Raw genomic sequence first — 25,889 nt, 5'->3', positions numbered from 1 at the left:
GATTTTATAAATAATAAAAAATGTTTTTATTATAAGAAAATGTAAATCTAATAGATTTACATTTTTAATCTTTTTTATTTTCTATAACTTCTATTTCTGGAATTGTGAATGTTTTAATCGATTCAATTCCGATAGGAGGAGAATATAAATAACCTTGGATATAAACAGATCCCGGATATAACTTTATTAAAGAATCTAATTGTTCTGGATATTCTACTCCTTCCATTACCATCTTGCGATTATTATGTTCAATAATTCTACCAATAAATAAAACCGTTTCTTTTCGTATTTGTGAAGATTGAATCTCATCAATAAAATGTTTATCTAATTTAATAACATCGTATTCGATTTTATCTAATATATCTAAATTCGAATACTCCACACCAAAATCATCAATGGCAATTTGGATTCCTAATTGTCTTAGCTCAGCAATAATACCATTCATAAACTCACGGTCTTCTAATTGATAACGTTCCACAATTTCAAAGCATAATTTAACTTTCGTTAAGTCAACATCTTTTAATATTCGCTTAACTTCATCGATAAATGTACTACTTGCTAATTCTTTGAAGGAAACATTCATCGAAATGTAGAACTCCTCATCTAAGTCCTTAGTATTTGCTTTAATTTCTTCAAAATCCTTTAAAATTTGAGATAAAACCCATAATGTCATTTCTTCCATTAAGTCTAATTCATAAATATCGTTTAGAAAAAATGCTGGACTTAAAACCTTGTCTCCATCTTTTTTACGCAATAAAGCTTCACAGGCTATAATTTTATGTTTTTTAAAATCAATAATAGGCTGATAGTATACAATAAATTGATTATTATTGATTTGTTCTTTTAACTGCCTACAACTCACCCCATTTTCCATTTTAATAATTACTTTATAGATAACAAATCCTATCCCCGTAAAGAAAACAAGAACGAATAATAAGAGATAGATTTCTGATTGTTTTTTATAGTCATTAAAATATGAACTATACAAGTCTTCTATTTTTTCCCTAGATGTACTATCCTCAAAGAAAGAATCAATCTTTTTCATTACATCTTCATTTTCTTTCGTTGACATCATATAAACCGGCCCTACAGAAATTTCATAAATTTTATTAAATTTTTGAAATTTCTGATCAGTTGAAGATGCCAATGTGAAATCAATTTCATTATTTTTTAACATAAGGGATAATTCATCAAGAGAGGACACCTGCTCTCTTTTCACTGAGATATCAAATGAATCCAATATATCAGCAAATTGTTGAAAGCTTAATATGTTTATATATCCGTAGGTTAATCCTTTTAATGCATCTATATGACCAAATTTGATATTAGGATCATTTGTATAAACGCCCATACTATCAATACCGATATAATATTTACTATAAATAAATTCTTTTTCACGTTCAGGCGTTTTTCCAGCACCAAAAACCAAATCTATTTCATTATTTTTCAAATTTTCAATAGCTGAATCTAAAGAGATATCAACATATTCATACTCAATCCCCGTTGATTTCGAAATAAGTTCCATTAAATCGTAATAATACCCCATTCGCTTTCCATTATCATCGAAATAGTAAAACAAATCATCCGGATAAAAGCCTATCTTTATAACTTTTTTATCCTGTGCTAATACTTCTTCGGATAAATTAGTCCCTCCCAAAACGAGTTGTCCTAAGAAAATAAAAATAGTCGCATATCCTAAAATATTAACCATTAACTTTTTTAAACCTCTTGTCTTAATCCTCTGACTTTTTATAAACTCCTTTATATCTATAATAGTTTTTTGTTTTTTCATTATTACCCTCCAATTACATATTCAACTCGTCCTACTTTTTCACCACTCATTATAATTTTCTATACAAAAGATAATCTTTGAGTCGCGAGGACTATGATAAATTTGTAAGTTAGCCGGTTGTGCCATTTTCTCCTGATTTCCAAGGCACCCATATACAGAGAAATCCATCATCGAATCTAAACTTATTTTATATATTCAAGTTGTTATAAGAAAAAAGAATTTTCAAAACAATTAAAACCTAATAATTAATAATTTAATTTAATCTACTCAACAGAAGACAAACATTTATTTTAATATTATCATATGTCATATTTGCTATCTAAAAGGAACCTATTCAGAAAGTGTTTATGAGAAATAAGGGCCTTCATCCCCCTCTCCTCCGGCTTCAATTACAACCAGTGAGTCATTCAATACTAGTTCATCATTCGCAGGAAAATCTTTAATCGCTATTTTTAATGATTCTTCTTATAGCGTTTCTTTATACATTTAATCTTCAAAAAAGTAAACTTTATCTTTTCCTTTATTTTTTTTATGCTTATACATCATAAAATCACTTTTATCAATTAATTCTTCTAGTGTTTCACCGTCGTATGGGTAAACAGCAACCCCCAGAGAAAATTCAATATTAACACTAATTTCCTCCGTTAATGCTTCTGGGGATTCAAAAAGAGGCGCAATATACTGTTGATAATAATCAATAAACTCAGATCTATCTTCATATCCTTTATAAATGAGAATAAACTCATCCCCGGAATAGCGCGTCACAATCCCTCGATTACCAAGTGCTTGTTGCATTTTTTCGCCAAATCGAATTAACAATAAATCACCCATTGTATGTCCATAAACATCATTAATCATTTTAAATTTATTTAAATCAACGAACACCAATGCAAATGGCTCCTTAGTTTTCAAGAGCTCTGCTCCTAATAGAGCTAATTTTTTTCGATTCGGTAATGAGGTTAATTCATCATAATAAATGAGGGACTGAATTTTATTATCAAATGTTTTCTCTAACGAACTCGCTAACAATTCTAGCTGTTTAAACTCGTCAACTGAATGTAATGAGTGTTCTTCATTCGATAAACTTTCTATTAAATCTTTCAACTTTATAATCGCCTTTAATGCAGGTCTAAAAGCCAATTTAACCCCTGATACTAAAGAAACTGCGATAACTAATCCTGTTAAAAAAGCTGAGATTCTAAAAGTAGATAGACTGTTAGTAATGAGTTTATTTGCTTTTATTGAATCAAGATTAAAAGTGAATTTAACCTTGTTATTTCCGAATACCCCTTCAAGATCTCTCGTATAATAAGATTTACTATCATTTATTTGAGCGCCTATTGACGAACTATTACTTTTTAAGTAGAGGGAAGCACTCAAATCTCCTGAATAAAACGTTGCATCAATATATTCAACTAACTTATCAACAAAAACATCAAGTACAACTGCTCCTAATAAGTCATTATTCTCATCAGAGTAAATAAACGTTACAATTCCAATTGCCTCTCTTCCGGTACTATAATCGGTATGAAGGTCTGTAATGATCGTTCCCGGATTCTCAATTAAATACTCCTCTTTAAACCATGGACGAGCTGGTAGTATAAAGTTATTATACAGTTCCCCACCCGTGAATAAGTATTCTCCTTGCAAACTTACAATATTAAGCGTCTCAGCAAAAGGATACGTATTCAATAGCGTTTCAAAATTATCTATTTGTAACATAATATCATCAATATCATCTTTCGTTAGTAGTTGATATTCATGATTTCTTTCTAGTATATCTACAATCGTCTGATTTGTGGATATTTTCTCCGTCATGGATTTCAATACTTCAACATCTCGTGTTAACTGATTACTCATCTGATTATAATGAACATTCGCAGTTAATTTAACGGCATCATCTAGCAAAAATCCTGTTAACCATGACGTGGAGTATAAAAAGACGGCTAAGAAAAGACCTGCAATGAAAATTAATCGATGGTTTACCTTACTAATTAACCTCAATCTTAATCCCCTCACTTCTTCTTAAATTAACCCATTCAACACTTATCATTATCAACCTTTATTCCAATGGTTTTAACTCTCCTGATATCGGATCCATCACACCCTGATTTATACTTCCATCTTGATTATCCAATACAATAATCGTTCCGTCATCTGTCACTACCGTTACATTAGTGTATCCACCTAGAATTAACTCACCAGACGTATGGTTTGGATTACTGTTCTCTGACTTATATTGATAATCATAATGAAGAATAACCATTTTGAATAATCGCCCAGAATAAGGATCGATAATCGAATCAAGATAGTTTGAAAATGATGGGATTCCTTGGTTTGGTTTACTTGAATCTGATATTAAAGTACAACTAGATGCTGGAAAATCCGGATAGAAAGGATTTTTACAATTTTGTAAAAGTCCGAATGTGTCTGGACTAATATAGGTTTCCCATTTATACGAATCTCCGTCACTAATCCCAATTATCTCAAGGCTTGTGTATTTTTTATTGGTTGAGTCATACTTAAAGCCTCCTAATTGACGAATCGCCTCATCATTTTCTGTCACATAATGAACAAGTGATTTCATTAAACGGTCCGCTGTGACAGTCATCGCTGTATTCTTTGATTTTTTCACCACTGATCCAAACGATGGGACTGCAATAGCAGCAATAATTGCAATAATTGCAATCACAATAATAAGCTCGATTAACGTCATCCCCTTACGTTTTATATTTTTTTTCATAAATTATCTCTCCTCGTATAATAAATTTATGCCATTTTTTCTGGAGGTTACGCACCCTAACAAACTCAAGAGAAACTTCAATTTTCCTTTTTTCATTTCATTTAACAGTTCCCCTTTTTTTGTCTAATATCTTCACCGACATTTCACAATATAGGTAGTAGAGTTAAGCTATCAGAAATACACCCTTATACCCTATAGTTTGGCTAATTTTTAAGACTACGACCTAGACCAAATCTTTACGGTATACCTTAAGGATCTATCGACTCCCTTCATGATGCCTTCCATAGTTGGCTAGGAGGCACGATGGAGCGAAATTTTAGAATGCTTGTCCTCTATGTTTTTCCCCTGTGTTGAACCCAAGAGAGATTCATTCGCATTCGAAGTTATTTCAAATTTGTTACAGGGGAAGGTGTTCCCTTCTATAAAATCGTTGATTGGTATGGATGTGAACTCCGAAACCTCACCACCTTTAACTCAGCTGAAGCTATAATGGCTAATTTACGTGATATTATAGCATATAATCAAAAAATAATTCAAAAAACGACATAACCAATTATTTTTTATACGTAAAATTTATGACGCAAGTACAAGCTGCTAATTAAAAAAAGGAGAATAGATGCCTTCAACTATCTTGAAATCTAAAATTTATTAAACAATTGATTTTCTTAGAAAAAAGCTTGATGGATCATCTAGCAAAAAAAGTAAAGTTTCCCAAATCAATTTCCTTCTTCAATACAACTCATATGAGAAGCTTCTTAGACAAACAGCGAATGAATAGAGAAAATTACATCTCTTCAATAAAAGGCATTAGGTCTTAATTCAAATTAGCAAAAGGTTTATCGGATGAAGCATTTAATAGTATAACGACTAGAGAGGTATATACATATACGCTTTATAGTCACTCACTGTCCTAATAGTTGAGGATAGCGATGAATTTTTCTACCACTTTACATTTCGGGTAGCCTATCCCACTTAAAGAATCAAAAGGAAGATAAAACCGATTTTCTTTTCAAACATTACTTAAAGATGATTTTTTAAGACGCTTAATAAGGATAAAAAAATCCAATATACAGTACCAGTTATATTTTAAAAATATAACTGATACTCAACATACTGACATTGTTTGTGGAAATATCACTGTAAAATTCATCGGAAATAGGAGTTCATTTATCTTTCTCCCTTCGCCTCTTCATCATAAAAAACAAACTCATCAATTTTATATACAAATAATGATGTATTTCCTACGAGTTTTATAATAATAAAACCCCTCTATATCAGGACTATGATTTATGAGCCTTATATTTAAAATGAAAATTTAATGTTCATTTATACTTCTAAGGTTTCCGATTCGTCTAGCAACAAAAGAACCAAAGGGAGTACAGGTAAATAATTAATGGAATACATCGTATTTAATTATTTTTTCTTTCTAAATGTAAGAAGCCCTCCCGAAACAAGTAATAAACTACCTAAATATCCCATGATATTTGTATATCCTGTGATAGGTTTTGAAGGTTGAGGCTTAACATCCGGCTGTTCTGGTAACTCAGGTTGTTCCGACTCACCTGGTTGGCCTGGATTCTCTGATTGTTCCGGTTCACCCGGTTGTTCTGGTTGCTCAAGTACAGTAATTTGGATTGAAAGATCTAGCCTATTTTTATCTGAATCAAAAATCACGTAGTTAACGACGTAGCTCCCCGGGATGTTGACATCTAAATCTGTTGTAATTTGAGTATTTTCCGATGTTAATGTCAATATTCCGTCTTCGTTGTCTTTAACTTCAATCAGGCTATACAAATCAATTTCTGCCCCTACAGTAAAGCTGAACTCTTTTATTTCAACTAACTTCGGTATCCCGCCTCTTTTTATTCGATCATACAATGTTTTATATTTAACTTGATCCTCAGTTCTTAACATTTCGATGGCCATTAAAATCTCTTGCTTCACGCCAATATTTTTATGTTTGTTTTCTAACTCTTCTTCTGTTACATTTTCTTGATATTCATCTATTTTTCTTGTTAAATAACTTTTTAAACGTTGATAGCTAGCATTAACCCCCTCTTCCTCTGACATAGTTTCTTTACGGAATCCATAATCAGTAACAATATATCGGGTAGTTACCTCTGTTGTACTATAATCTGACAGTTCTTCTCCATCTAACGTACTAAAAACTTTTACATGATTTCTCGGGTTAACGTGATAAACTTCAACAATATATCTAGAATCAATATCAATATCAGTCACTATTGCCCCTGATGCGCTAAAATATTCTCTACCTTTTACTTCTTTTTTATAAACCTCATTATTTTGGTTATCATAAATAGTAACTGAGGTGTAAATTTTATCTGGTTGAGATTCCCACGTACTATTTTGATTTCCTAAATTAGCAGCGCCTAATGTAATTTTTGCTTTATTAGATTCTGTTAATTCTAATTTAAATCCGTAAGTATTATAAATACCTTTAATTCCTAACCACATACTATTGTTGTAATCAGGCGCTGATAGAGTAGTATATTCATACTCTTTTTTACTTTCTCCCTGACTCACAATAACATAGTCATAATCGTATTTATAATTAGACATTTCATTAGGAATAGGCATTTGTAATTTATAAGTTCCTAGTGGCATATTCTCTAATTCAATTATTGGATTTTCAACTTTAACTTTTTTAACTAATCGGTCACCATCTAATAAGTATAGGTACTTATCTTTAATTTGGTTAAAACCATCAATCTTAATATCAATTTGTAATTTACCCGTTAATTGAAACTTATTCAAAAGATCATTACTCACTAATGAATAGTCCCCTGCTAATCCTTCATCTACCTTAATGTTTGTCGTTAGACCCTCATCAGTAACCATATCACCAAGCACACCTAATAGCTTATAGTCATTGTCAAAAATCATCTCTTTTGTTTCTGAAGATACTTTTATTCCCCAAGCTTCAAAGTAAGGAATCACATTATATCCATACTGTTCTGCAATCATTCGTACAAATGCATCTTGGTTATTTATTGTATTTTTATAATCATGAGCATCACAATATCGTCGATACCATTTATTTAATTCTCTTAATGTTTTTTCAGAATCGAGACTTTCGAAGAGATTTAATAAAACATACAGCTGTTTAGAAAAATCCAAATCATAAAACGTCTTACCCTCTATCCTTTCTTTATTAGGTATGGTTTCTGATTCATCTATTAAACCTCTACTGCTGCTTCCACCAAGACCACCAGCAAAATCGTAGTTAGTTGAAAATCTATCGGTATACATGCTATAGTACTGAAAAAACCATCCAAAAAAGTTGTTAGAAACCTCTCCTAACGGCATCCCTACTTTTCCTAAAGAGCCTTGATATCCGTGGGCAAATTCATGTAATCCCCCCCAATTCCGTTGAAAAAAAGAAGCAACACTAGGTCATTAACACCAACGTGGTCAATCGAGTAATATGCAGCACCAGCACCATGCCTATTAGCTTTTACTTTATACCGCCTTCTTACATTCTGATCAAGTGGGTTCTCTGGATTAAAGTCTAATCCTAAACAGTAATCGAAAAAATCCACGACTTCTTGCCAATAATATAAAAACTCGTCTAAAATGTATGGAACCCATTGGAAAAGTCAGTTGGAATTGTAATCTTATCAATATCATGATAGGGAACGAGCACTGTAACAACTTCGTTTTCAATAACCGCATAACTATCAGTATCCTTTCGCCAATTCTCCATAAATGATGTTTCGTCATCTTGATAATGATAATAATTCAGTGATTTGATATTTGGGTCTATGAATTCGATTTCTACAACTTCCTTTTCCAAATTATCTCCGCTATTAGTTTTAAGAAAAGGTACAGATCCATAATCTGCAGTGATAAGTAACTCTGAATTATCTGACTTTACAACTACCGATTTTTCTGTATGAGAATCATTATTCATCAATTGAAACGTCTTATCCTTACTGCCCGATAACATCTTAATTTTAATCGATGAATGGGCGGGCATAAAAATTCCTAAATGTTGACTATCTCCTTGATTTGCACGATGTGTTCCTACCTTTGCCATATTGTCCATCGATGGAAGGGTAAACAATGTTCTTTCTACCTTTGGATTTATATCTGGCGCATCCGTTACCTCTACAGGAACAGTTAGCGTTGTTGTATTTTGATGCGAATCTGTAATAGCATATTGAACAGTATAACTTCCAGTTTTCGTTGTATCGACTGTATTAGAAACTAATTCAATTTTCTTCGTTAAATCACCGTCTTCAAAATCCCTCGCAAAAATTCTATACTTTGCATCATTTACATCAAAAGAATCCCCTATTTTAATGACAACTTTCGTTGTCCCATAAAATTCTGGTGCATTTAATTCACTATAATAGCTACCTTGATGAGATTTTGCTTCTACATCTAATGATGATTCTGAAAAAACACTCATTACACCTATAGAAATGTAGATATACGACTTAACTTTAAATTTTCTCACGAATAACACAATCCTCCTTCATAAATTTTAAAAATATAAATGACGTATCTCCCTGTATGATATTCTCCTTTATTAAAAACGAGCAAAAATAATCCCGGATTAAAAATAAGACTAATATCTATTAACTTTTTCAAATTTTCAGTGCCATTTATATAAAACTACCCCCTTTTAATCATGCTGCTCGCCAAGTAGACGCTTCGCCTTTAAAAACTATTTGGAGTTACTTAAGAATGCTCTATTAGCTACTAACTAATCTCCCTTGGATGAATAAAAAATTTTTTGGGGGCCGAAGATATTAAAAATACTTTTAGACAAAAATATCCTTTCACAAAAATTTTCTCCTCTAAAAAGTTTTCGGCGTCGACACCTCGCGAAAAAAAAGATTCTCTTTCAAATCTCATCCATTTATAATCAATTAAATTAATACAATATTCATGAAATTATTAGACATTATTTCCCCAGTATGAATTAATTGTATAATATTTATCTTTTTTTTATATATTTTATACGTGTTTCGACAAAATCCATACGTGTTTCGACAAAAAGTTACATATCAAAGTTATAATTCATTTTAATACTCTAAAAAAGACCACGAGCACGAGAGATAGTTACTCTTCTCTAAAAAAAATAAACTATTTGAATCTAACATAACTTCCCCCGGTTATTCTTAAACTAATATCAAAGTATAAACGATATAACACACTACATTCCTGATGAATTATTAAAGCTCCCTCATAAAAGATACAAAATAAAATGGATAATAGATTAGGAGGAATCGTTGTTCATTTTAAGGTAATCCATCCCTTAATCCAATTGACGACATTACATTACATGAAATCAAAAATATGACTCCCCCCCCGATAGATTAAGGAGCATCCGTTGATTTTTTAAAAATATCACCTAACCTCTGTTCCTCCTGAATCCCAATTAAAAGATCTCTATAACGAAAAACCAGTTCATCCCTTGTAAGCTTTCTATTTATAGAAACAAATTTAGACATAGCTCGTGTTTTTTTTATATTATTAACATAAGCACAAGATTATATCGACATTTTTTTTATTTTATGGTATAATCTTGCTATCTTTAATGAAAAGAGAGAAAAGGAGTTAGATGTAGATGAGAAAACCAGTTCGTAAAGCTGTTATTCCTGCTGCTGGGTTTGGAACACGCTTTTTACCGGCAACAAAATCACAACCAAAGGAAATGTTACCTATCGTTGATAAACCAACGATTCAGTATATCATTGAAGAAGCGATTGCTTCTGGTATTGAAGAAATTTTAATTGTTACGAGTTCAACGAAACGTTCAATTGAAGATCACTTCGATAAATCATACGAATTAGAAGACACGTTAGCGAAAAAAGGGAAAACAGAAATGTTAGAAATGGTACAAAACATTTCGAACATGGCTCAAATTCACTATATTCGTCAAAAAGAGGCTAAAGGATTAGGACATGCCATTTTATGTGCCAAAACATTCATTGGTAATGAACCATTCGCGGTCTTACTTGGAGATGATATTGTCGTTAACGATGAAAATCCAGCAACGCTTCAATTAATTAAAGCGTACGAAAAAAATGGATGCTCAATCATGGGTGTTCAAACTGTTGCTGATGAAGATGTTTCTAAATACGGAATCATGAAACCTTCAAAATCACACCAAGCAGACGGACGTTTAGTTAAACTTTCTGGAATGGTTGAAAAACCAAAACAAGAAGAAGCCCCATCAAATTTAGCCGTTATGGGACGTTACGTCTTAACACCAGAAATTTTTGAAATGTTAGAAACGCAAGAAGCTGGGGCTGGAGGAGAAATCCAGTTAACAGATGCGATCGACCGTTTAATGGATCGTCAAGCCGTTTATGCCTATGACTTCGAAGGACAACGCTATGATGTTGGAGATAAATTCGGATTTATTAAAGCAACAATCGACTTCTCATTAAATCGTAAAGATTTACGTGATCAAGTTCAAGCTTACTTAAAAGAGTTAAACGAAGCGTAATCAATAAAAAAGAACGTCAATCATTAAATGCTAATGATTAGCGTTCTTTTTTTATACCGTCATCCTTGTTAACAAATATGAGAAGGATATTCCCCTCCATCCTCTAAGTACTCACACGTTAGCTCCACATGGGCCGGGGAAATTTTATCAAACGTGATGCTATCAATGGGGAAAAATTCAGTATCCGTCGATGAAATAATAAACCCTCGCTCCACCTCAATCTCATTCCCCAGATGATGAGAAAATGGAATACATCCGCCAACCTTAACGGGGAGATTGATCGGATGTTGTCCTATTTGAACAGGGAGTACCTCATCAGGCGTGAGAGCGAATGACGAGTTTTTTTCAAAAAGGAGTTTAATCATCCACTCCCCTTTTCCGATGCGCTCAGCTCCTAAAAAATAGATTTTTTCCTGATCGTCCTCCGATTTCAAAAAGGAATTACCGATAAAACACTCCACTTGCCGTTCCATCTGCGTCACCTCCTTTATTCCATGCTATATTCATTATAGAATATTTTGTAAAAAATAATCTTTATCCCAATAACTCATAAAATTTTATAATTTAATATAATTTTACTGAATAAAAATCGTCCTTTTAACCATCATATAAAGGTAAGTAATAAACTTACTCCCCCTAAAAACTTCATATTATTCTCTCCCTAAGTGGTAGCCTTCCCCCCTGGCTGCCACTTTTTTATGCATCAACGAAAAAAGGCTAACCCATCCCCTACTAAGAAGGGACAAGTTAGCCTTTACTTCACTCATGATCTAATTTCTTAAACAATTTTTAACTTCATTATTTTTTCATGAAACGCTGTTTTCTCATGAAGATGAATCCTAACCCGATAAGTGTTAAGCCCACGAATAAATATCCCATTAATGCTTGTCCTGTCACAGGTCGTGATCCTTCTGGTTGTTCCGGTTGCTCAGATGTTCCCGAATTTTCCGGTTTTTCTGGTTGCTCAGGTGTTCCTGGGTTTTCTGGTTGTTCCGGTTGCTCAGGTGTTCCTGGCTGATCCGGTTGTTCTGGCTCTTCAGGTGTTCCCGGTTGATCTGGTTGTTCTGGCTCTTCAGGTGTTCCCGGTTGATCTGGTGTGTCGCCAGCAACGACGACCACTTCATCTGTATTACGAACGCGAATTCGTTTACCTTCCGCATCTTCGGCAGCTAATCCGATGGCTGAAATCGTGTCACCGACGTTGATACGCTCAACCCATTTTCCAACAGCCTCTTGTGATTCTCCACCACCGATGTACCCTTGGATATGAACACGAGCATCTCCTGAACCATCATTGACGATGATTTTTCCTGACGCCGCGTCAATCGATTGAACCGTTCCTTGCACGCGAACTAACAATCCTTCATATTTTTCTAACATACTATCCGCCGTTGATAAGTTCGTTGGATCCACTAATTGAATGGATTGATCAATAATTTCAACATCTGTTAACTCTTGAACCTCACCTAACTGTGTATCCCCTTCGTATGAACCAACAATTCCGGTAATACGAACTTTTTGTCCAAGTTTTAACTTTGTATTTGCGATTGGGTGAATTGTAATTCCACCTGTTTCATCTTGCACATAAACAACATCAAAGAATGTATTTAACGGGTTCGTATTTCCTGCCATAATAATTCCTTCAATCGTATGCGTTTCACCCGCTAAATCCGGTTGATTATCTCCATCAACATCCGTATGAAGCGTCGCAATTGGAGTAATTTCCGCCTCTTTCGCTGGCGCCACCTCATTAATAATATTTGTCATAATCGTACGGTTTGAATAATCACGCGTTGGATCCATTTCGAAGTCTGAGAAGAAAGTCACCCCAGAAGCAACAATTTTTGCTCCGTTCTCTAACGTCTCAACCGCTAAAGCAATAACCTCTCCCTCTTTTAACGCTTCAAAATCACCCTGCTTATCAGCATCCGAGTTCTTCGTTGTTTCATGGCCGCGAACAACTAAATCAACCGTTGCTGACGCATCTTTAACTAAAACCGAGTTTCCACTATAGAAACTAAACTTATAATCTTGGTTATTGGCATTTCCTTGCTCAATTTTTCCAAAATCAATGCCCTTCGTATAAGGACTTTCCTCATTATAATCATCAAAGTATAATCGATAATTTTGGTTACTATATTCCTTCTCGTCAATAACTTGGTCATCGTTAAATCGTAACGCTGAACCAATCGCTTCTAACACCTTATTACCTTGAGCAGCATTTCCGTACTCGCCTTCTTTATCACCGTAATCGGCTTTTGACGTAATAATAAGATGTCCGCCTGCTTCAATATAAGCCTTAATCGCTAAGACTTCATCATCGGTATAATAAAAATTATTCGATGGGTCAGTCAAGATTAAGACATCCATTCCCGCTAAGACGTCTGTTGTAATCGGCTTGTCATTCACATGAACAATTCCACCTTCTTGTGCCACAAGTTCCGTTACATACTTCATATTATTTGGATATTTCGCATCAGCAACATAAGCATTCTCGTGACTACCATCAATTAAAACATGACTAACTTCACTTGAATCAAACGCTTTGACTTCAAGGCGTTCCGTATACTCACGTGTCGCCCCATTAACCGTTAACGTAATCTTAGCCTCAATTACATTTTTACCTTTTTTCGTGATTGGGAAGCTTGCACTTAACGTCTTCGTATCTGATGGCTCAATCGTTGCTATGGCATCGCTACCGGCTGGTTTTTCTTCACCATTTACATAATATTCAACTGAAACATTCGTCACTGGTGTTGATTCATTGTTATAAACCACCGTATCGACTTTAACTTCGTCACCCACTAATACTTTTGAAGAACTTGCTGTTACTTTTGAAATTCCAACATTTTCTTTTTCACCAATCCAAACCGGTGCCGTCACCGCAATATCTAAGTCATTTTGCGTCACTTTTACATAGTAATACGTCGATGAAGCATCTGGTGTAAATGATAATGTCCATTCTTTTTCTGTTTGGTCAACGTCTGTAATCTCGTGTGCCACACGTCCACCATCTGTAATTAATTGGATTTTATCAATCGTATCTTTCGCATCTGGATCTTTAACTTTAACATAAACTTCTGCTGAGTCTTGTTCAGATAGAATCGATCCCATTGTTGCTCCGTTTAACTCATAAGAAATTTCTAAGTTCTCATCTTCTGTTGAGTAAACACGACGCTCGCGAATCGCTTCATATAAATCATCGCGTGTTAACGCTTCTGCCTCAATAACTGTACGCGCCGTATTGGCATTCCCCCATAACCCTTTATGATTATCTTGGTTATTCGTTGGAGCCACATGCCATCCTTTATCTAATGCACGTGTATAATATTCATAAGATGGGAAGTGCGCACTACTTCGAATCGGTCCATCCCCGTTACCAACTTCGATTAACGTGATTAATTGATCAATATCTTCATCATAGAATCCGAAGTCTGCAAAATCACCGAATGTTGTTCCTGGGTGGTTAAACGTAAGCACGTAATAATAACACGGATACAAAAATAGCTACCAATCCTGTAAACTAAAAGTACAGAGTTGGTAGCTTTTATCTTATATTGTTACTGACAAATCTCTTGGACTGTTTTCGCCCATGGCAAAAAGTCCACCAATACGCCTGGATTTCGTATGAAGTCCGTATTAGGTAGTTTTTGAAAAAGATAAGTGAGATATTTGGATGGATTTAGACTGTTTGCCTTGGCTGTCTCCAGGATTGTGTATGCCATCGCATTAGCAGTCGCACCCTTCATACTGGTTGAAAAAAGGTAGTTTTTACGACCAATCGCGATGGGGCGAATCGCTTGTTCAGCTAGATTATTCGAGGCTTCAAGATTTCCATCATCTAAAAAGCGCAAAAGCTCTACCTTTTGATTGAGGGCATACATCACCGCTGTTTGAAGTTTTCCTTTCATCACATAGAAGGATTCGAGCCACTTGAAAAATTCTTCGATGACTGGTTTGATGATCAGTTGGCGCTGTTTTTGACGTTGCTCAGGAGATAAATCTTTAATCGTCTTTTCAAAACGAAAGATTTGATCGCAGTATTCGACTGCCTTTTTTGCCTTACCGTTATTTCCAGGTATCTCAAAAAACTTTCTTCTGACATGAGCCCAACATCCAACTAATTTCACGTTGGGAATATTTTTATAGCCGGAGTACCCATCACAGTGAAGATAACCTTTAAATCCTTCTAAGATAGTGGTTGCCACCGCGCGTTCACGTGTTAGATCAGCGTGGTAATAAGCTACAGGATGTTGGGCATTTTTGATGGTTCTAAATAACCAAATCCTTGATTGAGAGGTGGCAGGTTTTCCATCCGCTCGATTTAAAATTTGATACGGTGTTTCATCTGCGTGTAAAACGGTCTGTTGAACTAGTTCATCTCTCAATCGCTCATAAATCGGAAGTAACCAATCATAAGAGGTAGTGATTATCCAATTTGAGAGCGTCTTATCACTCACACTTAATCCATAGCGTGCCCATTCTGATACTTGTCGATAACAAGGAATACTTAAGACGTATTTTTGATGAAAAACTTCAGCTAACATACTCGCTCCGGCAAAGCTTCTTTGAATCGGAGCTTTTGGAGTTTCGGCACAACGAATCGGTTTAGCTTCGATCGATGCATCATGACAATCACATGCATACGCGTAGCTAATGTATCGCTTTTTATATAATCGGGCTGGAACGAAACAAACTTCGTCACGAATGATCTTTTTTCCTATCTGTTTCATTTCGTTTCCACAATTTGTACATAAGCAGTCTTCTCCATGTAATTGACAATGGATTTCCTCAATTGGTAAGTCCTTGATTAATTCTGCCTTCCTTCCCTTTTGTTTTTTACGTCGATAGGTTATTTCTTCGACGGTTTGGTCTTCAGTTGTCTCTGTCTCTTCAAAAAATTATCTGGATTAAATAATGAAATTTGGCCGTCGGCTACTTTAGTCTTTTCACTCGAAGATCCAAATAGCTTTTTATTTAGGTACTGAATTTGTTCAGTTAGTTGGCGAACTTGTTCCAGAAGTGCCTTATTTTGTTCCATTAATTGTTGTTCAAGTTCTGTCATCAAATTCACCTGCTTTCAAAAAGGTTTCGTGTTAAGATTAGTATACCTAATCTTACAACTTATGAAAATAGAAATAAGAGATTTTTGTCGAAAATCCCTTATTTCTATTAGTATAAACATCCTGTTTTAGCAGGTTTAATGGCTTTGGGTTGTTGAATGGATAACCCCTCTAATAACCAACGGAGTTCTTGGGCCGTTAATTTCTTAACTTCATCTTGATCTTTAGGCCATTGTAAATTTCCATTTTCAATTCGTTTGTACAATAACATAAATCCCTCACGATCCCAGTACAAAGCTTTATATCGATCCTTTTTTCTTCCACAAAACAAGAAGATAGCATCATTAAATAAATCTAAGTTGTATTTATCCGAGACGACACTAGCTAAACCGTCAATCCCACAACGCATATCAGTATGGCCACAAACGATAAAGATATTTTGAACCGTAGTAAAATCAACGAGCATACTTAGACATCTCCGCTAGAACAGTATGTAAGATATATTTGTTCACACCATTGTAAAACGTGACTTCAGCATCCTTAATTTTAAAGTGACAAACAGGTGTATTTTTATTAGTCTCAGATACTGAATGAGACTTTAAATTAGAGTCACTCAATGCGACTGGAACTATAATAGGATTTTCTTTCATAAAAAATAGACCTCCTTTACTTTGATAGCTACAGTATAGCTCAAAGTTGAAGGTCATAATAGACATGTTTATATTACGTGCTTACATGAAAATAACTGAGGGCGGAACAGGTAGCCGCCACCACGCGAAAGCGGTAGGAGATGCAGATTACCACCTGCCTTTATTTTCATTAAAAGTAAACACTTTGGACCATGAGAAAAATTCTCATGGTCTTTTTTTTCTATAAATTAAATGGCGCACTATATAATTGAGTAAATAGGTTTTAAATTTTTCTCCTTAAACTCTCTCCATTTCAAGTGTATTCTTACTAATCACCACATTTCCTATTAATAAAAAAGGCCACCTTTATAATAAAGTGGCAGCTTTTAATCCGTAATCAAATATCAATTAGTTTAATTATATAAATATTATATTTCTATGAACAATATGGGAGGATTTTCTCATCTATAAACTGCTAACAACCAAGAATAAATTTTATATGCGTCGTGGCTGGTTAACAATCGCTTCAATGTAATGCCCTTCTCTTAACGATTGGCTATAATTTTTCATAAAGGCATCAACATTTGTAATTATCTTCTCTTTATCATAAATAAAGAAAAAGAGGTATTCAGAATTATAATGATAGATATCCGATCCGATTTCCTCTGTTAGTGATCGCTCAGTCATCGTCGGACGCGTGCATTTAACCTCTATTACAATATTATAGTCATCTAGTGATATATCGTATCTAACAGATTTATATCCCGAATCATCAGGAACCTCTAACCTAGCTTCAGGAAAGATGGGACGTATGAGAGAGTAAAGAATTCGTTGAACATCATATTCATTTCCAATGTAAATAGCATCTAGTTTTTCTTTCGTTATTGTCCCACTTCTATGGACTGGTGATTGATACATTGTCTCAAGATGCTTATAAAAATTTTGCAATATTCTTCTAACGACTATAATTGCAGAATTCAAATCCAACCTTTCGTCTTTAGAAGAAATATTATTTATTTGTTTTATATACTGTATCCCTCTTTTAAGAGAATCACGTAAACTATCTTTCGTTTGAATAGAGGAAAATTTATTAATCATGTAGTTAGTACGGTATGAAAACACCTGGAGTTCTTCTTCATCCCTAAATATGTCGCTTAACACTTCCTTAGTTTCTAATATCCATTGATTAAATAAATACGACGCATCTCTTATAGATTGATGTTCTAAGTCCCTCAGAAGTTGTTCACCCTTTTGGATACATAAATTTATTTTTTTATTTCCCGTCATTTTTTAAATCCCCCAACGTAGATAAAATAAGAATAATGGCTCTAAAATGTAGATTTTATTATCCTTCCATTCAAAAACCTGATAGATAGACGCACTCTCCGTCATAATTGTTTGGATATTATCTAACGTGTCTTTCAGTTTGCTTTTATCAGGTGCTTTTTCTGATGAAATAATTAATTCATCTACTCTATCCTTCAAGTTATCGATTGTAATACTAATCGAAGGGGGATCAAGTGCAATAGCTGCCAATATGATACCATAAACATCGAGCTCTTCATGAGTGATAGACTGATATTTTTTTCTCTTTTGTCCTCGAGTTGAAGGCCCTGCTTGAATTTTCTGAATGACCTCTTTATAGGGTAAGTTAATCGTCGTAAATTTATAACTTTGTTCTAGTAAATCCTCATTGAGGTGATGAGTTTCGTCTACCTCTGATAATAGACACAGGTTTAGACAAATGGACTGCATCAACTGAGGAGATGTTAAACTTTCAGCTGCCATCCTCTCAATAACTTGCTCGTTAACTGGGACCTGTAATTTTTTAAATCCAATGATTGCAATACTCTTTAATTCCTCCATTTTCCACGGTTCAATATTAATCAAATTTAAACGTCCTGTTAAATCTGGATTTTTTCTAATCGCATCATCGGCTCGATGGGGGAGAGAGATAATGACAACTTTAAACTCTTTTCTAATCGCATCCTTCAACTGATGTGCTATTTCCAGTTGTAATTCTTCTGAAGCATAATGAAAATCATCTAAGACCAATACTAACTCATGGCTTTTAAAGTAATCAATAACCAAATCTTTAGTTACCACATATTTCTCCTTAGCGGTAGAACTCTGTGTATGCTTATAACCACTAACCGTCTGTTCAGTTAACGTACTCTCATTTGAATACTCTCCCTCAACAGATAATCCAACTTTAGCGGCTACGATGTTCCAAAAATTCTCACGGTTCTTTAAATCACTTCCCGTAATAGAGACCATAGAATCAATCCCTATCACCTTTTCGCATAACACAGTTTTCCCCGTTTTTGAAGGACCTATGATTGATGTCAGAAAGCCTGCTGTTTTCAATGCTTGTTTTAATCTAAGTTCGTACGTAAAATTAACATCAGGTGATTTTCGTGAGACGTATGTATACTCTGGAAATAAGCCGGGTTTAAATACTTCATCATATTTTAAATAACTCAAGTCACTCACCTCTTCCTAATAACTCTTTTATAGTTTAATTATAGTCTAAAACAAGGTATTTTACACCCTTTAGCCTCCAATTAAACTAATCCCCCCTTTTTTATACCTTTTAACCCCTCTCAATCGAGAAACAGGTACAAGAAAAGGTTGTTTATAAGCTAGCTAACCTTTAATTTCTAATTAATTAGTTGACAGGACCCCATCTGGTCACATGAAATAAATTTTTTCATTGATCATAAAACGTTCTTCTCCTTACCTATCTCGATCGGTTCAAGTTAATCTTTCATTTTCAAAGAGTCAACTCCTCTCTATGTCTGACTTTCTGAGATACTTAGAAAATATCTTTAAATATCCCCGAGATGTCGATTCAAACCTCCCATTTTTATCTTAATCGCTTTGCACGTGTCATATAATCTTAATAAAAGACATACTCATTGACTAGAAACACCCCACATTGATGGAGAAGACTTTCGTCTTTTCATCGAAAATTTAATGCGAAGGATGGGATTTAAATGAATGAAAACGAAAAAATTGAATTATTGACGATTGAGCCACAACCTTTAATGGCTGATGGAACACCAAAACTTGATCCACCTCATCTAGCTCAATCCATATTAAAGGTCATTTTAACAATCCTAACACCTATCGTGAAACAAGAATCGGGAAAAACATTTAAAATCTAATTATTCACAAATACATGTTTGAACAAAAAAATAAAAGGAATCAAGCTACTCAAAATGTAGCCTAATTCCTTTTGATTACATGGATAGAATTTCTTCACCCACACCATTTTGACAAAGAACCTAAATAGAAAAGCCTCCATTTCTAAAACTGATGGCGGCTTTTAATCCGTAATCGGATATCAATTAATTTAATTTTAACATGGATAATATATTTGTCAATTAATATTTTTTGTATTCTATTTCTTTGGAATTATTCAATAGACGATCTAAATGTTGAATCTGGCGCAATCCAATAGCGTTTTTAACTCTTAGAAAAGCCTCCTCATAAATTTTCCCCTCTAAATCAGACAACAAATCCTTTATCTTTCCAATAAATATAACGTATTCATTGTGCGGCAAATAATATTTTATAAAAATGAATAAATCCACAAGGTTTTTATCTCTTTCATATCGATATCGAGAAGTTAATAAACAATTTTATATTGCAAGTGAAAAGTGGTTCTTACAAGAGTTAGTTGAAATGTGCCAGATTTTCTAGGGATAAGACCTTATTTCTTAAGGTTGAGAAATGGCAACGGCCATACATAATTCGTTTGATAACTTTTACTTTATTAACACTTCCTTCCGCAAGTCCATTATTATAATCGTAAATTACAGCATTTTTAACAGCCTCAAAATCACGTTCTAATCCTATTATAAAACTATCCATTTCAGGGATATGTAATTGTTTAGTTTTATTAACCCATTTGAGTAATAACGAGGTATCCTTTGTCTTGAAAATGTCTTTAAATTCCCAAACAGTCTCATAAATAGTTTTAAAAATCGGATATTGTTGACATAGTTGTTCGAATTGGTCCTCGGTAATTCGAGAGTTCATCGTTAATGGATGAAACATTAGACTTAATACAGCCCCTCTTGAAACATACTTTTTTGACGGAGTTAATGATTCCCCGTGTTGTGAATTCTCTTTTTTTATTTTAGAGACATAGTGTGCAATGGTTGAAATAGTGGCCGTACATCCCATAGACTGAATATGTTTAGCTATTTGAGTAGCTGTCCAACCTTGTTTGAATTGTTGATGGATTTCATCATGGTAAGGGGATAGTTTACTTGGGCGCTCGACACCTAAAGAAGCGTGTTCTACTTGAACCTGGTTTGATGCATACTTTTTGACTGTTTGTCGACATAATCCTAATTCTCTTGCAACTTCTGTATAGGTAAGACCATTTTTTATTAATTCCTGAACTTCCTGAATTCGCTGTCTTTTTAGTTCTATTTTTTGTTTTCTTTTTGTCTCATTCTTTGTATTAAAAAATTGTTGAAATTCAGATTCAGTCATATGACTTAGTTTATTTACTGTGCGAATATCCATCTGAAGTTGTTTAGCTACCCCGGTTTTATTCATCCCTTGGGCTAGCAATTCTAGGGCCCGTTTTCCCTTTTCCTCAAATGTCATTGTTTTTGGAATATCTTTTTCTATCTGCTTATCCTCTGTCTCATTAATTTTTAAAGGAATCGCCTTTTTTAACTCCTTCTTTAACGTCTCCTGTGCATAGTCCGTTAGGTTCTTAAAAATATGAAAACGATCACTCACTTGTAAATTTATCGGGTGGGCACTGGTGATAGCATTTCGGTACGTCGGTGAACCATCCCTCGAAAAAATCTGTAAATTAGGAAAGGAAGATAGCCAAACAACGACATCATTTAAATCACGAGATTCAATCATGTCAATAATTTTATGGGTCATGATATCAATCATGATTGTTCCGTATTTATGACGCTTCTTCAACGCAAAATCATCAATACAGACTGATGTTACTAAAGACTTATCTATGAGGATTTCGTTTTTTTTTTAAAGTATGAATGCTAATATAAATGTGGTTCTTCCTGACTTTTGGTGATAAAACGCTTTACCTGATATAATGAAAAGACATCGTAGAGAGGTATATCATCATGAATCTTAATGTCTTTTTCCCTGAAAATCTTATGATTCAATCCATTGAAAATAATGAGCATATAATCTTGATTTGTTTAAAATCTGAATCAAAATTTAACCACTGTCCCTTATGTGGGATGAAAAGTCACCAGGTACACAGTACGTATCTTAGAAAACCATTAGATGCGTCTATCCTTAATAAACCTGTTCAATTAAGGATACAAGCTAAAAAGTTTTTTTGTTTAAATCCTAACTGTAAACGTCAAATTTTTACTGAAAGATTTACTGGCTTTTTAAATGCCTATCGGCGTTTAACCATTCGTCTTGAAGAGGTTTTTCTTCAATTATCATTATCGATGAGTGCGGAAGCTTTATCACGCTTTCTTTTTAAACTTGGATATAAACGAAGTGGAGATGCACTATTAGATTTATTACGACGTATCGATTCTACTGAAAAAGATATAAAAAATCAGTCATTAACCCATATTGGGGTTGATGACTTTTCTTTTCGTCGAGGGGTCGACTTTGGAACGGTTATTTGTGATTTAGAAACGCATCGTCCGGTTGAAATTCTGGCCTCTCGTTCGACTCAAGCGTTTAAAGAATGGTTGGAAAAACATCCCTCAGTTGAATTAGTGACACGTGATCGTGCAACAACTTATACTAAAGCCATTCATTTAACGAATCCTAACATTATTCAGGTTGCCGACAAGTGGCACTTTCTTAAAAACCTATTAACGGTTGTTAAAGAAACCATTAGTTCTCGTTTTCCTAAAGGATGGTTTATCATGCCTGAATCTTCAATCACTAAAAAAACAGATCCAGCGACAGATATAACGATTACTAACGTGAACTCAATATCCAGTCATGAATCATTATCTGAAAAGGAACAAGCAAAATGGGCACTCATTTTGGAGATTCAAAAGGTCTACCAACAAGTAGGCTCTATTCGTCAAACAGCCAGACAACTTAAGTTAAGTCGGACAACCGTAGCGAAGTATATTCAGTTATCTGAACCTCCCAAGCAAATACGAAAGCCCCGTGTTAATCAATTTGTCCCCTATTTAAATCAAATCACACAATGGTGTCAGGAGGGAAAAACTGCTCGTTGGATTCATGAACAACTCATCCACCAAGGGTTTAAAGGAGGAGCTTCTTCAACTCGTCGAAAAGTTCAAGAAATTAAAGCAAATCTCCCCGTAAAAACAAGTGAGAAGGCAACAGAAAAAATATCAAAAAAATCTAGTAAATTATTGAAAGCAACGAAGTTTCAACTCACCTCATTCATTTGGCGAAAACCAACGTCTTTAACTCAACCAGAATTAAATTTATTAAATGAACTCTTTCAAGCTCATGCAGACTTAAGTGAACTATATACAGCCATCCAAGTATTTAGAGATTTGGTCACGATGGGGCAAGTATTCAAATTATCTCAATGGCTAGAACGTTACGCTACTCATGAGATTAAATTACTGCGTGAGTTTTGTCTTCGAATGAAACGTGATGAGCAATCGATCAGTAACGCATTAGTTTATCCATACACTAATGCGATTTGTGAAGGGAATGTCAACCGAATTAAAATGATTAAACGCCAAATGTATGGACGAGCAAGTTTTGAACTTCTACGTATTAAAGTGCTCTATTCCTAGAAAGGGCTTTTCACCAAAATAGCGGAAGAACCACTTTTTTATTGACATTTATACTCCATCATTTTTAATTGGAGCTTATTAATTTTTTCCTCTTTTTGGGCGAGTAGTTGAGCTTGTTGATCCAGTTTCTTTAATAGTTTCTGATTTTCTTCGATTAGTTTTGATTCAAACGTGTTCAACTTGGCTCACCTCTTTTCTAAATGATTTTATTAGTCTTAGTATGTCCAACTTTATATAGAAAATACAGGATTTATTACCATTTTTAATTAATGCATCCTTTGCGGGCGGGTTTGATAGCTTTAGGCTGTTGGATAGAGAGTCCCTCAAGTAACCAGCGAAGCTCCTGACTCGTTAACTTTTTGACTTCTTCTTGGTTTCGTGGCCATTGAAGGTTCCCATTCTCTAGCCTTTTATATAAGAGGATAAAGCCATCCGTATCCCAATAAAGTGCTTTAAATCGATCCTTTTTTAGACCACAGAAAAGAAATAAGGCATCATCAAATAAATCTAAATTATATTTATCCGTAATAATTCCCGCGAGACGATCAATCCCACAACGCATATCCGTCCGACCACAAACGACAAAAATATTTTTAACATGAGTGAAATCAACTAACATTTTTCATCAACTCCGTCAGAACTCTCCTTAAAAGATCGTCATTAATCCCAGGATAAAAAGTTATTTCACTTCCATTCAGTTGAACACAACAGATGGGAGTTCTTTTTTTAGTGGAATCTGTTTCAAGTTGAATCGGAACAATTAATGGACTTTCCTTCATAAAAATGACCTCCTTTTCTTTGATAGCTAAAGTATAGCTCAAAGTTGGAGGTCAAAATAGACATGTTTATATTACGCGCTTACGATAATACCCATATTATTACAAAATTTCATTAAAAAGAAAATGATTACTTACTATTCACCTTTATCGGCTTTAAGTAAATAACCATTTTTAAAACTAACTATACTTTATTAATAGTCCCCTATATGTTAATCTCTATTAAATAAGTCTCTAGTATAAACTTTCTCTTCTACATCAAATAGCTCTTTTGATAAACGATTTGAAACAATAACATCACTCATTGACTTAAATTCATCTAAATCTCTAATGACCTTAGAGTTATGGAACGTTTCTTCTTTTAATACCGGCTCATAAATAACTACTTCAATACCTTCCGCTTTAATACGCTTCATAATTCCTTGAATCGATGAAGCACGGAAGTTATCAGAATCTGTTTTCATTGTTAATCGGTAAATTCCAACAACCTTTGGTTGACGTTTCATAATCATATCAGCAATATGATCTTTACGCGTTCGATTTGCTTCAACAATCGCCTCAATAATATTATTGGGAACATCCGCATAGTTCGCACGAAGTTGTTTCGTATCTTTCGGTAAACAATATCCTCCATAACCAAATGATGGATTATTATAATGCGTTCCAATACGTGGATCCAGTCCGACTCCCTCGATAATTTGTTTTGTATCTAAGCCTCGAACCTCCGCATAAGTATCTAACTCATTAAAATAGGCCACACGTAAGGCTAAATACGTATTGGAAAACAACTTAACGGCTTCCGCCTCTGTTGATCCGGTAAATAAGATAGGGATATCTTCCTTAATCGCACCCTCTGCTAATAAATTGGCGAAGACTCTCGCACGTTCTGACTGTTCGCCCACAATAATTCTTGAAGGATATAAATTATCGTACAAAGCTTTTCCCTCGCGTAAAAACTCTGGTGAAAAAATAATATTATCCGTCTCAAACATTTGACGAACTTTCTCTGTATATCCTACTGGAACCGTTGACTTAATGACCATCACGGCGTCAGGATTAATCGATAGCACGTTAGCAATAACCGCCTCAACTGAACGGGTATTAAAGTAGTTTAATTCTGGATCATAGTTCGTTGGGGTTGAAATAATCACATAGTCCGCATCCTTATAGGCTGTAAAAACATCGGTTGTCGCAACTAAATTTAATTCTTTCGTCGTTAAATATTCCTCAATTTCTTTATCAACAATGGGTGATTTTCGTTGATTAATCATCTCCACTTTGTCCGCAATAATGTCTAGCGCAATCACTTCATGATGTTGTGCCAAAAGAATCGCATTTGATAACCCAACATACCCTGTTCCCGCAACTGTAATCTTCATTATTCTCTCTCCTATTTAACTTATTATTTTTTATAACGTACCCTACGTTGATACTTTTTCTTCATGATAAAATTAGAGTTAGAAAGGCAATATATTTATCTCCTTAATCAAAAAGCTATCCTGTAGGAAGTTAATCAGATTTTTATTTTAAACGATAAAATAATTTTTTTAAGCTATTCCAAGATATTAGATAAAAGTTAACACAAAGCTATAGAATTAACTTCTGTTTCTTATGATAAATCAATCTAATATACGAGTCCCTAAATGTTTAACA

General features: G+C 34.2%; 21 protein-coding genes, 1 pseudogene and 1 riboswitch. Of the genes and pseudogenes, 3 read left to right on the top strand and 19 right to left on the bottom strand.

All coding sequences use genetic code 11. The features are described 5' to 3' along the window. Positions 1–64: 64 nt before the first annotated feature. The 6 genes and pseudogenes from VXM77_RS02735 to VXM77_RS02710 form a co-directional block, all read right to left on the bottom strand. The gene (locus tag VXM77_RS02735; protein WP_338506965.1) at positions 65–1,711 is read right to left on the bottom strand and encodes an EAL domain-containing protein; all 1,647 of its coding nucleotides are present in this window, start codon (positions 1,709–1,711) and stop codon (positions 65–67) included. Between the two features lie 184 nt (positions 1,712–1,895). Further along, a riboswitch (cyclic di-GMP riboswitch) is annotated at positions 1,896–1,979 on the bottom strand. Between the two features lie 299 nt (positions 1,980–2,278). Then, entirely contained in the window at positions 2,279–3,796 is a 1,518-nt protein-coding gene (locus VXM77_RS02730) for a sensor domain-containing diguanylate cyclase (protein ID WP_161832129.1), read from the bottom strand. A 58-nt stretch (positions 3,797–3,854) separates the two neighbouring features. Continuing rightward, the gene (locus VXM77_RS02725; protein WP_161832128.1) at positions 3,855–4,535 is read right to left on the bottom strand and encodes a prepilin-type N-terminal cleavage/methylation domain-containing protein; all 681 of its coding nucleotides are present in this window, start codon (positions 4,533–4,535) and stop codon (positions 3,855–3,857) included. Positions 4,536–5,948: 1,413 nt separating this feature from the next. Next, positions 5,949–7,010 carry a putative mucin/carbohydrate-binding domain-containing protein gene (locus VXM77_RS02720; RefSeq protein WP_237658941.1) on the bottom strand — a complete coding sequence of 354 codons (1,062 nt, stop codon included), beginning with the start codon at positions 7,008–7,010 and terminating at the stop codon, positions 5,949–5,951. A gap of 468 nt (positions 7,011–7,478) precedes the next feature. Continuing rightward, a pseudogene (locus tag VXM77_RS02715) lies at positions 7,479–7,907 on the bottom strand (hypothetical protein); the annotation flags it as partial. A 217-nt stretch (positions 7,908–8,124) separates the two neighbouring features. Continuing rightward, positions 8,125–9,015, bottom strand: a complete 891-nt coding sequence (locus VXM77_RS02710; RefSeq protein WP_161832126.1) for an immunoglobulin-like domain-containing protein — start codon at positions 9,013–9,015, stop codon at positions 8,125–8,127. 1,116 nt (positions 9,016–10,131) lie between these two features. Between VXM77_RS02710 and galU the strand changes: the two genes are divergently transcribed. Next, positions 10,132–11,016, top strand: coding sequence for a UTP--glucose-1-phosphate uridylyltransferase GalU (gene galU / locus VXM77_RS02705; RefSeq protein WP_161832125.1), 885 nt, complete (start codon positions 10,132–10,134; stop codon positions 11,014–11,016). A 68-nt stretch (positions 11,017–11,084) separates the two neighbouring features. Here galU and VXM77_RS02700 read toward each other — a convergent pair whose 3' ends face one another. The 8 genes from VXM77_RS02700 to VXM77_RS02665 all read right to left on the bottom strand — a co-directional run bounded on the left by VXM77_RS02700 (position 11,085) and on the right by VXM77_RS02665 (position 19,192). Further along, a complete protein-coding gene (locus VXM77_RS02700) occupies positions 11,085–11,489 on the bottom strand; it encodes a hypothetical protein (protein WP_161832778.1) in 405 nt (134 codons plus the stop codon). 325 nt (positions 11,490–11,814) lie between these two features. Further along, positions 11,815–14,496: a hypothetical protein gene (locus tag VXM77_RS02695; protein WP_338506961.1), complete on the bottom strand. Its 2,682-nt coding sequence runs from the start codon at positions 14,494–14,496 to the stop codon at positions 11,815–11,817. A gap of 80 nt (positions 14,497–14,576) precedes the next feature. Continuing rightward, positions 14,577–15,872 (bottom strand): IS66 family transposase, encoded by a 1,296-nt coding sequence (locus VXM77_RS02690; RefSeq protein WP_338507421.1) that lies wholly within the window; start codon positions 15,870–15,872, stop codon positions 14,577–14,579. Then, the gene (locus tag VXM77_RS02685; protein WP_338505928.1) at positions 15,869–16,081 is read right to left on the bottom strand and encodes a hypothetical protein; all 213 of its coding nucleotides are present in this window, start codon (positions 16,079–16,081) and stop codon (positions 15,869–15,871) included. The genes VXM77_RS02690 and VXM77_RS02685 overlap by 4 nt, the downstream gene beginning before the upstream one ends. A gap of 107 nt (positions 16,082–16,188) precedes the next feature. Beyond that, entirely contained in the window at positions 16,189–16,545 is a 357-nt protein-coding gene (gene tnpB / locus VXM77_RS02680; RefSeq protein WP_338505925.1) for an IS66 family insertion sequence element accessory protein TnpB, read from the bottom strand. Beyond that, on the bottom strand, positions 16,535–16,729 hold the full coding sequence (locus tag VXM77_RS02675) for a hypothetical protein (protein ID WP_338505923.1): 195 nt from the start codon (positions 16,727–16,729) through the stop codon (positions 16,535–16,537). Before VXM77_RS02675 ends, tnpB (VXM77_RS02680) begins: the two co-directional genes overlap by 11 nt. 474 nt (positions 16,730–17,203) lie before the next feature. Further along, complete coding sequence (locus VXM77_RS02670) at positions 17,204–17,995, bottom strand: hypothetical protein (protein WP_338506959.1); 792 nt, start codon at positions 17,993–17,995, stop codon at positions 17,204–17,206. 3 nt (positions 17,996–17,998) lie between these two features. Continuing rightward, positions 17,999–19,192, bottom strand: coding sequence for a hypothetical protein (locus VXM77_RS02665; protein ID WP_338506957.1), 1,194 nt, complete (start codon positions 19,190–19,192; stop codon positions 17,999–18,001). Positions 19,193–19,704: 512 nt separating this feature from the next. Between VXM77_RS02665 and VXM77_RS02660 the strand changes: the two genes are divergently transcribed. Further along, positions 19,705–19,875, top strand: a complete 171-nt coding sequence (locus tag VXM77_RS02660) for a hypothetical protein (RefSeq protein ID WP_338506955.1) — start codon at positions 19,705–19,707, stop codon at positions 19,873–19,875. Between the two features lie 511 nt (positions 19,876–20,386). Here the strand turns inward: VXM77_RS02660 and VXM77_RS02655 are convergent. Then, entirely contained in the window at positions 20,387–21,679 is a 1,293-nt protein-coding gene (locus VXM77_RS02655) for a transposase (RefSeq protein WP_338507422.1), read from the bottom strand. Between the two features lie 149 nt (positions 21,680–21,828). Between VXM77_RS02655 and VXM77_RS02650 the strand changes: the two genes are divergently transcribed. Beyond that, positions 21,829–23,460 carry an ISL3 family transposase gene (locus VXM77_RS02650; RefSeq protein WP_304407259.1) on the top strand — a complete coding sequence of 544 codons (1,632 nt, stop codon included), beginning with the start codon at positions 21,829–21,831 and terminating at the stop codon, positions 23,458–23,460. A gap of 38 nt (positions 23,461–23,498) precedes the next feature. Here VXM77_RS02650 and VXM77_RS02645 read toward each other — a convergent pair whose 3' ends face one another. The 4 genes from VXM77_RS02645 to VXM77_RS02630 form a co-directional block, all read right to left on the bottom strand. Continuing rightward, entirely contained in the window at positions 23,499–23,639 is a 141-nt protein-coding gene (locus tag VXM77_RS02645; protein WP_338506953.1) for a hypothetical protein, read from the bottom strand. An 83-nt stretch (positions 23,640–23,722) separates the two neighbouring features. Further along, entirely contained in the window at positions 23,723–24,079 is a 357-nt protein-coding gene (gene tnpB / locus VXM77_RS02640) for an IS66 family insertion sequence element accessory protein TnpB (protein WP_161832238.1), read from the bottom strand. Further along, positions 24,069–24,239 (bottom strand): hypothetical protein, encoded by a 171-nt coding sequence (locus tag VXM77_RS02635; RefSeq protein WP_161832239.1) that lies wholly within the window; start codon positions 24,237–24,239, stop codon positions 24,069–24,071. The genes tnpB (VXM77_RS02640) and VXM77_RS02635 overlap by 11 nt, the downstream gene beginning before the upstream one ends. Before the next feature lie 209 nt (positions 24,240–24,448). Further along, positions 24,449–25,615 carry a nucleotide sugar dehydrogenase gene (locus tag VXM77_RS02630; RefSeq protein WP_338506950.1) on the bottom strand — a complete coding sequence of 389 codons (1,167 nt, stop codon included), beginning with the start codon at positions 25,613–25,615 and terminating at the stop codon, positions 24,449–24,451. Positions 25,616–25,889 lie beyond the last annotated feature (274 nt).

Source organism: Turicibacter sp. KK003, from assembly GCF_037014675.1.
GTDB lineage: Bacteria > Bacillota_I > Bacilli_A > MOL361 > Turicibacteraceae > Turicibacter > Turicibacter faecis.
Note: the sequence above shows the minus strand (reverse complement) of the source record. Positions and strands in the feature narration are given on the sequence as shown.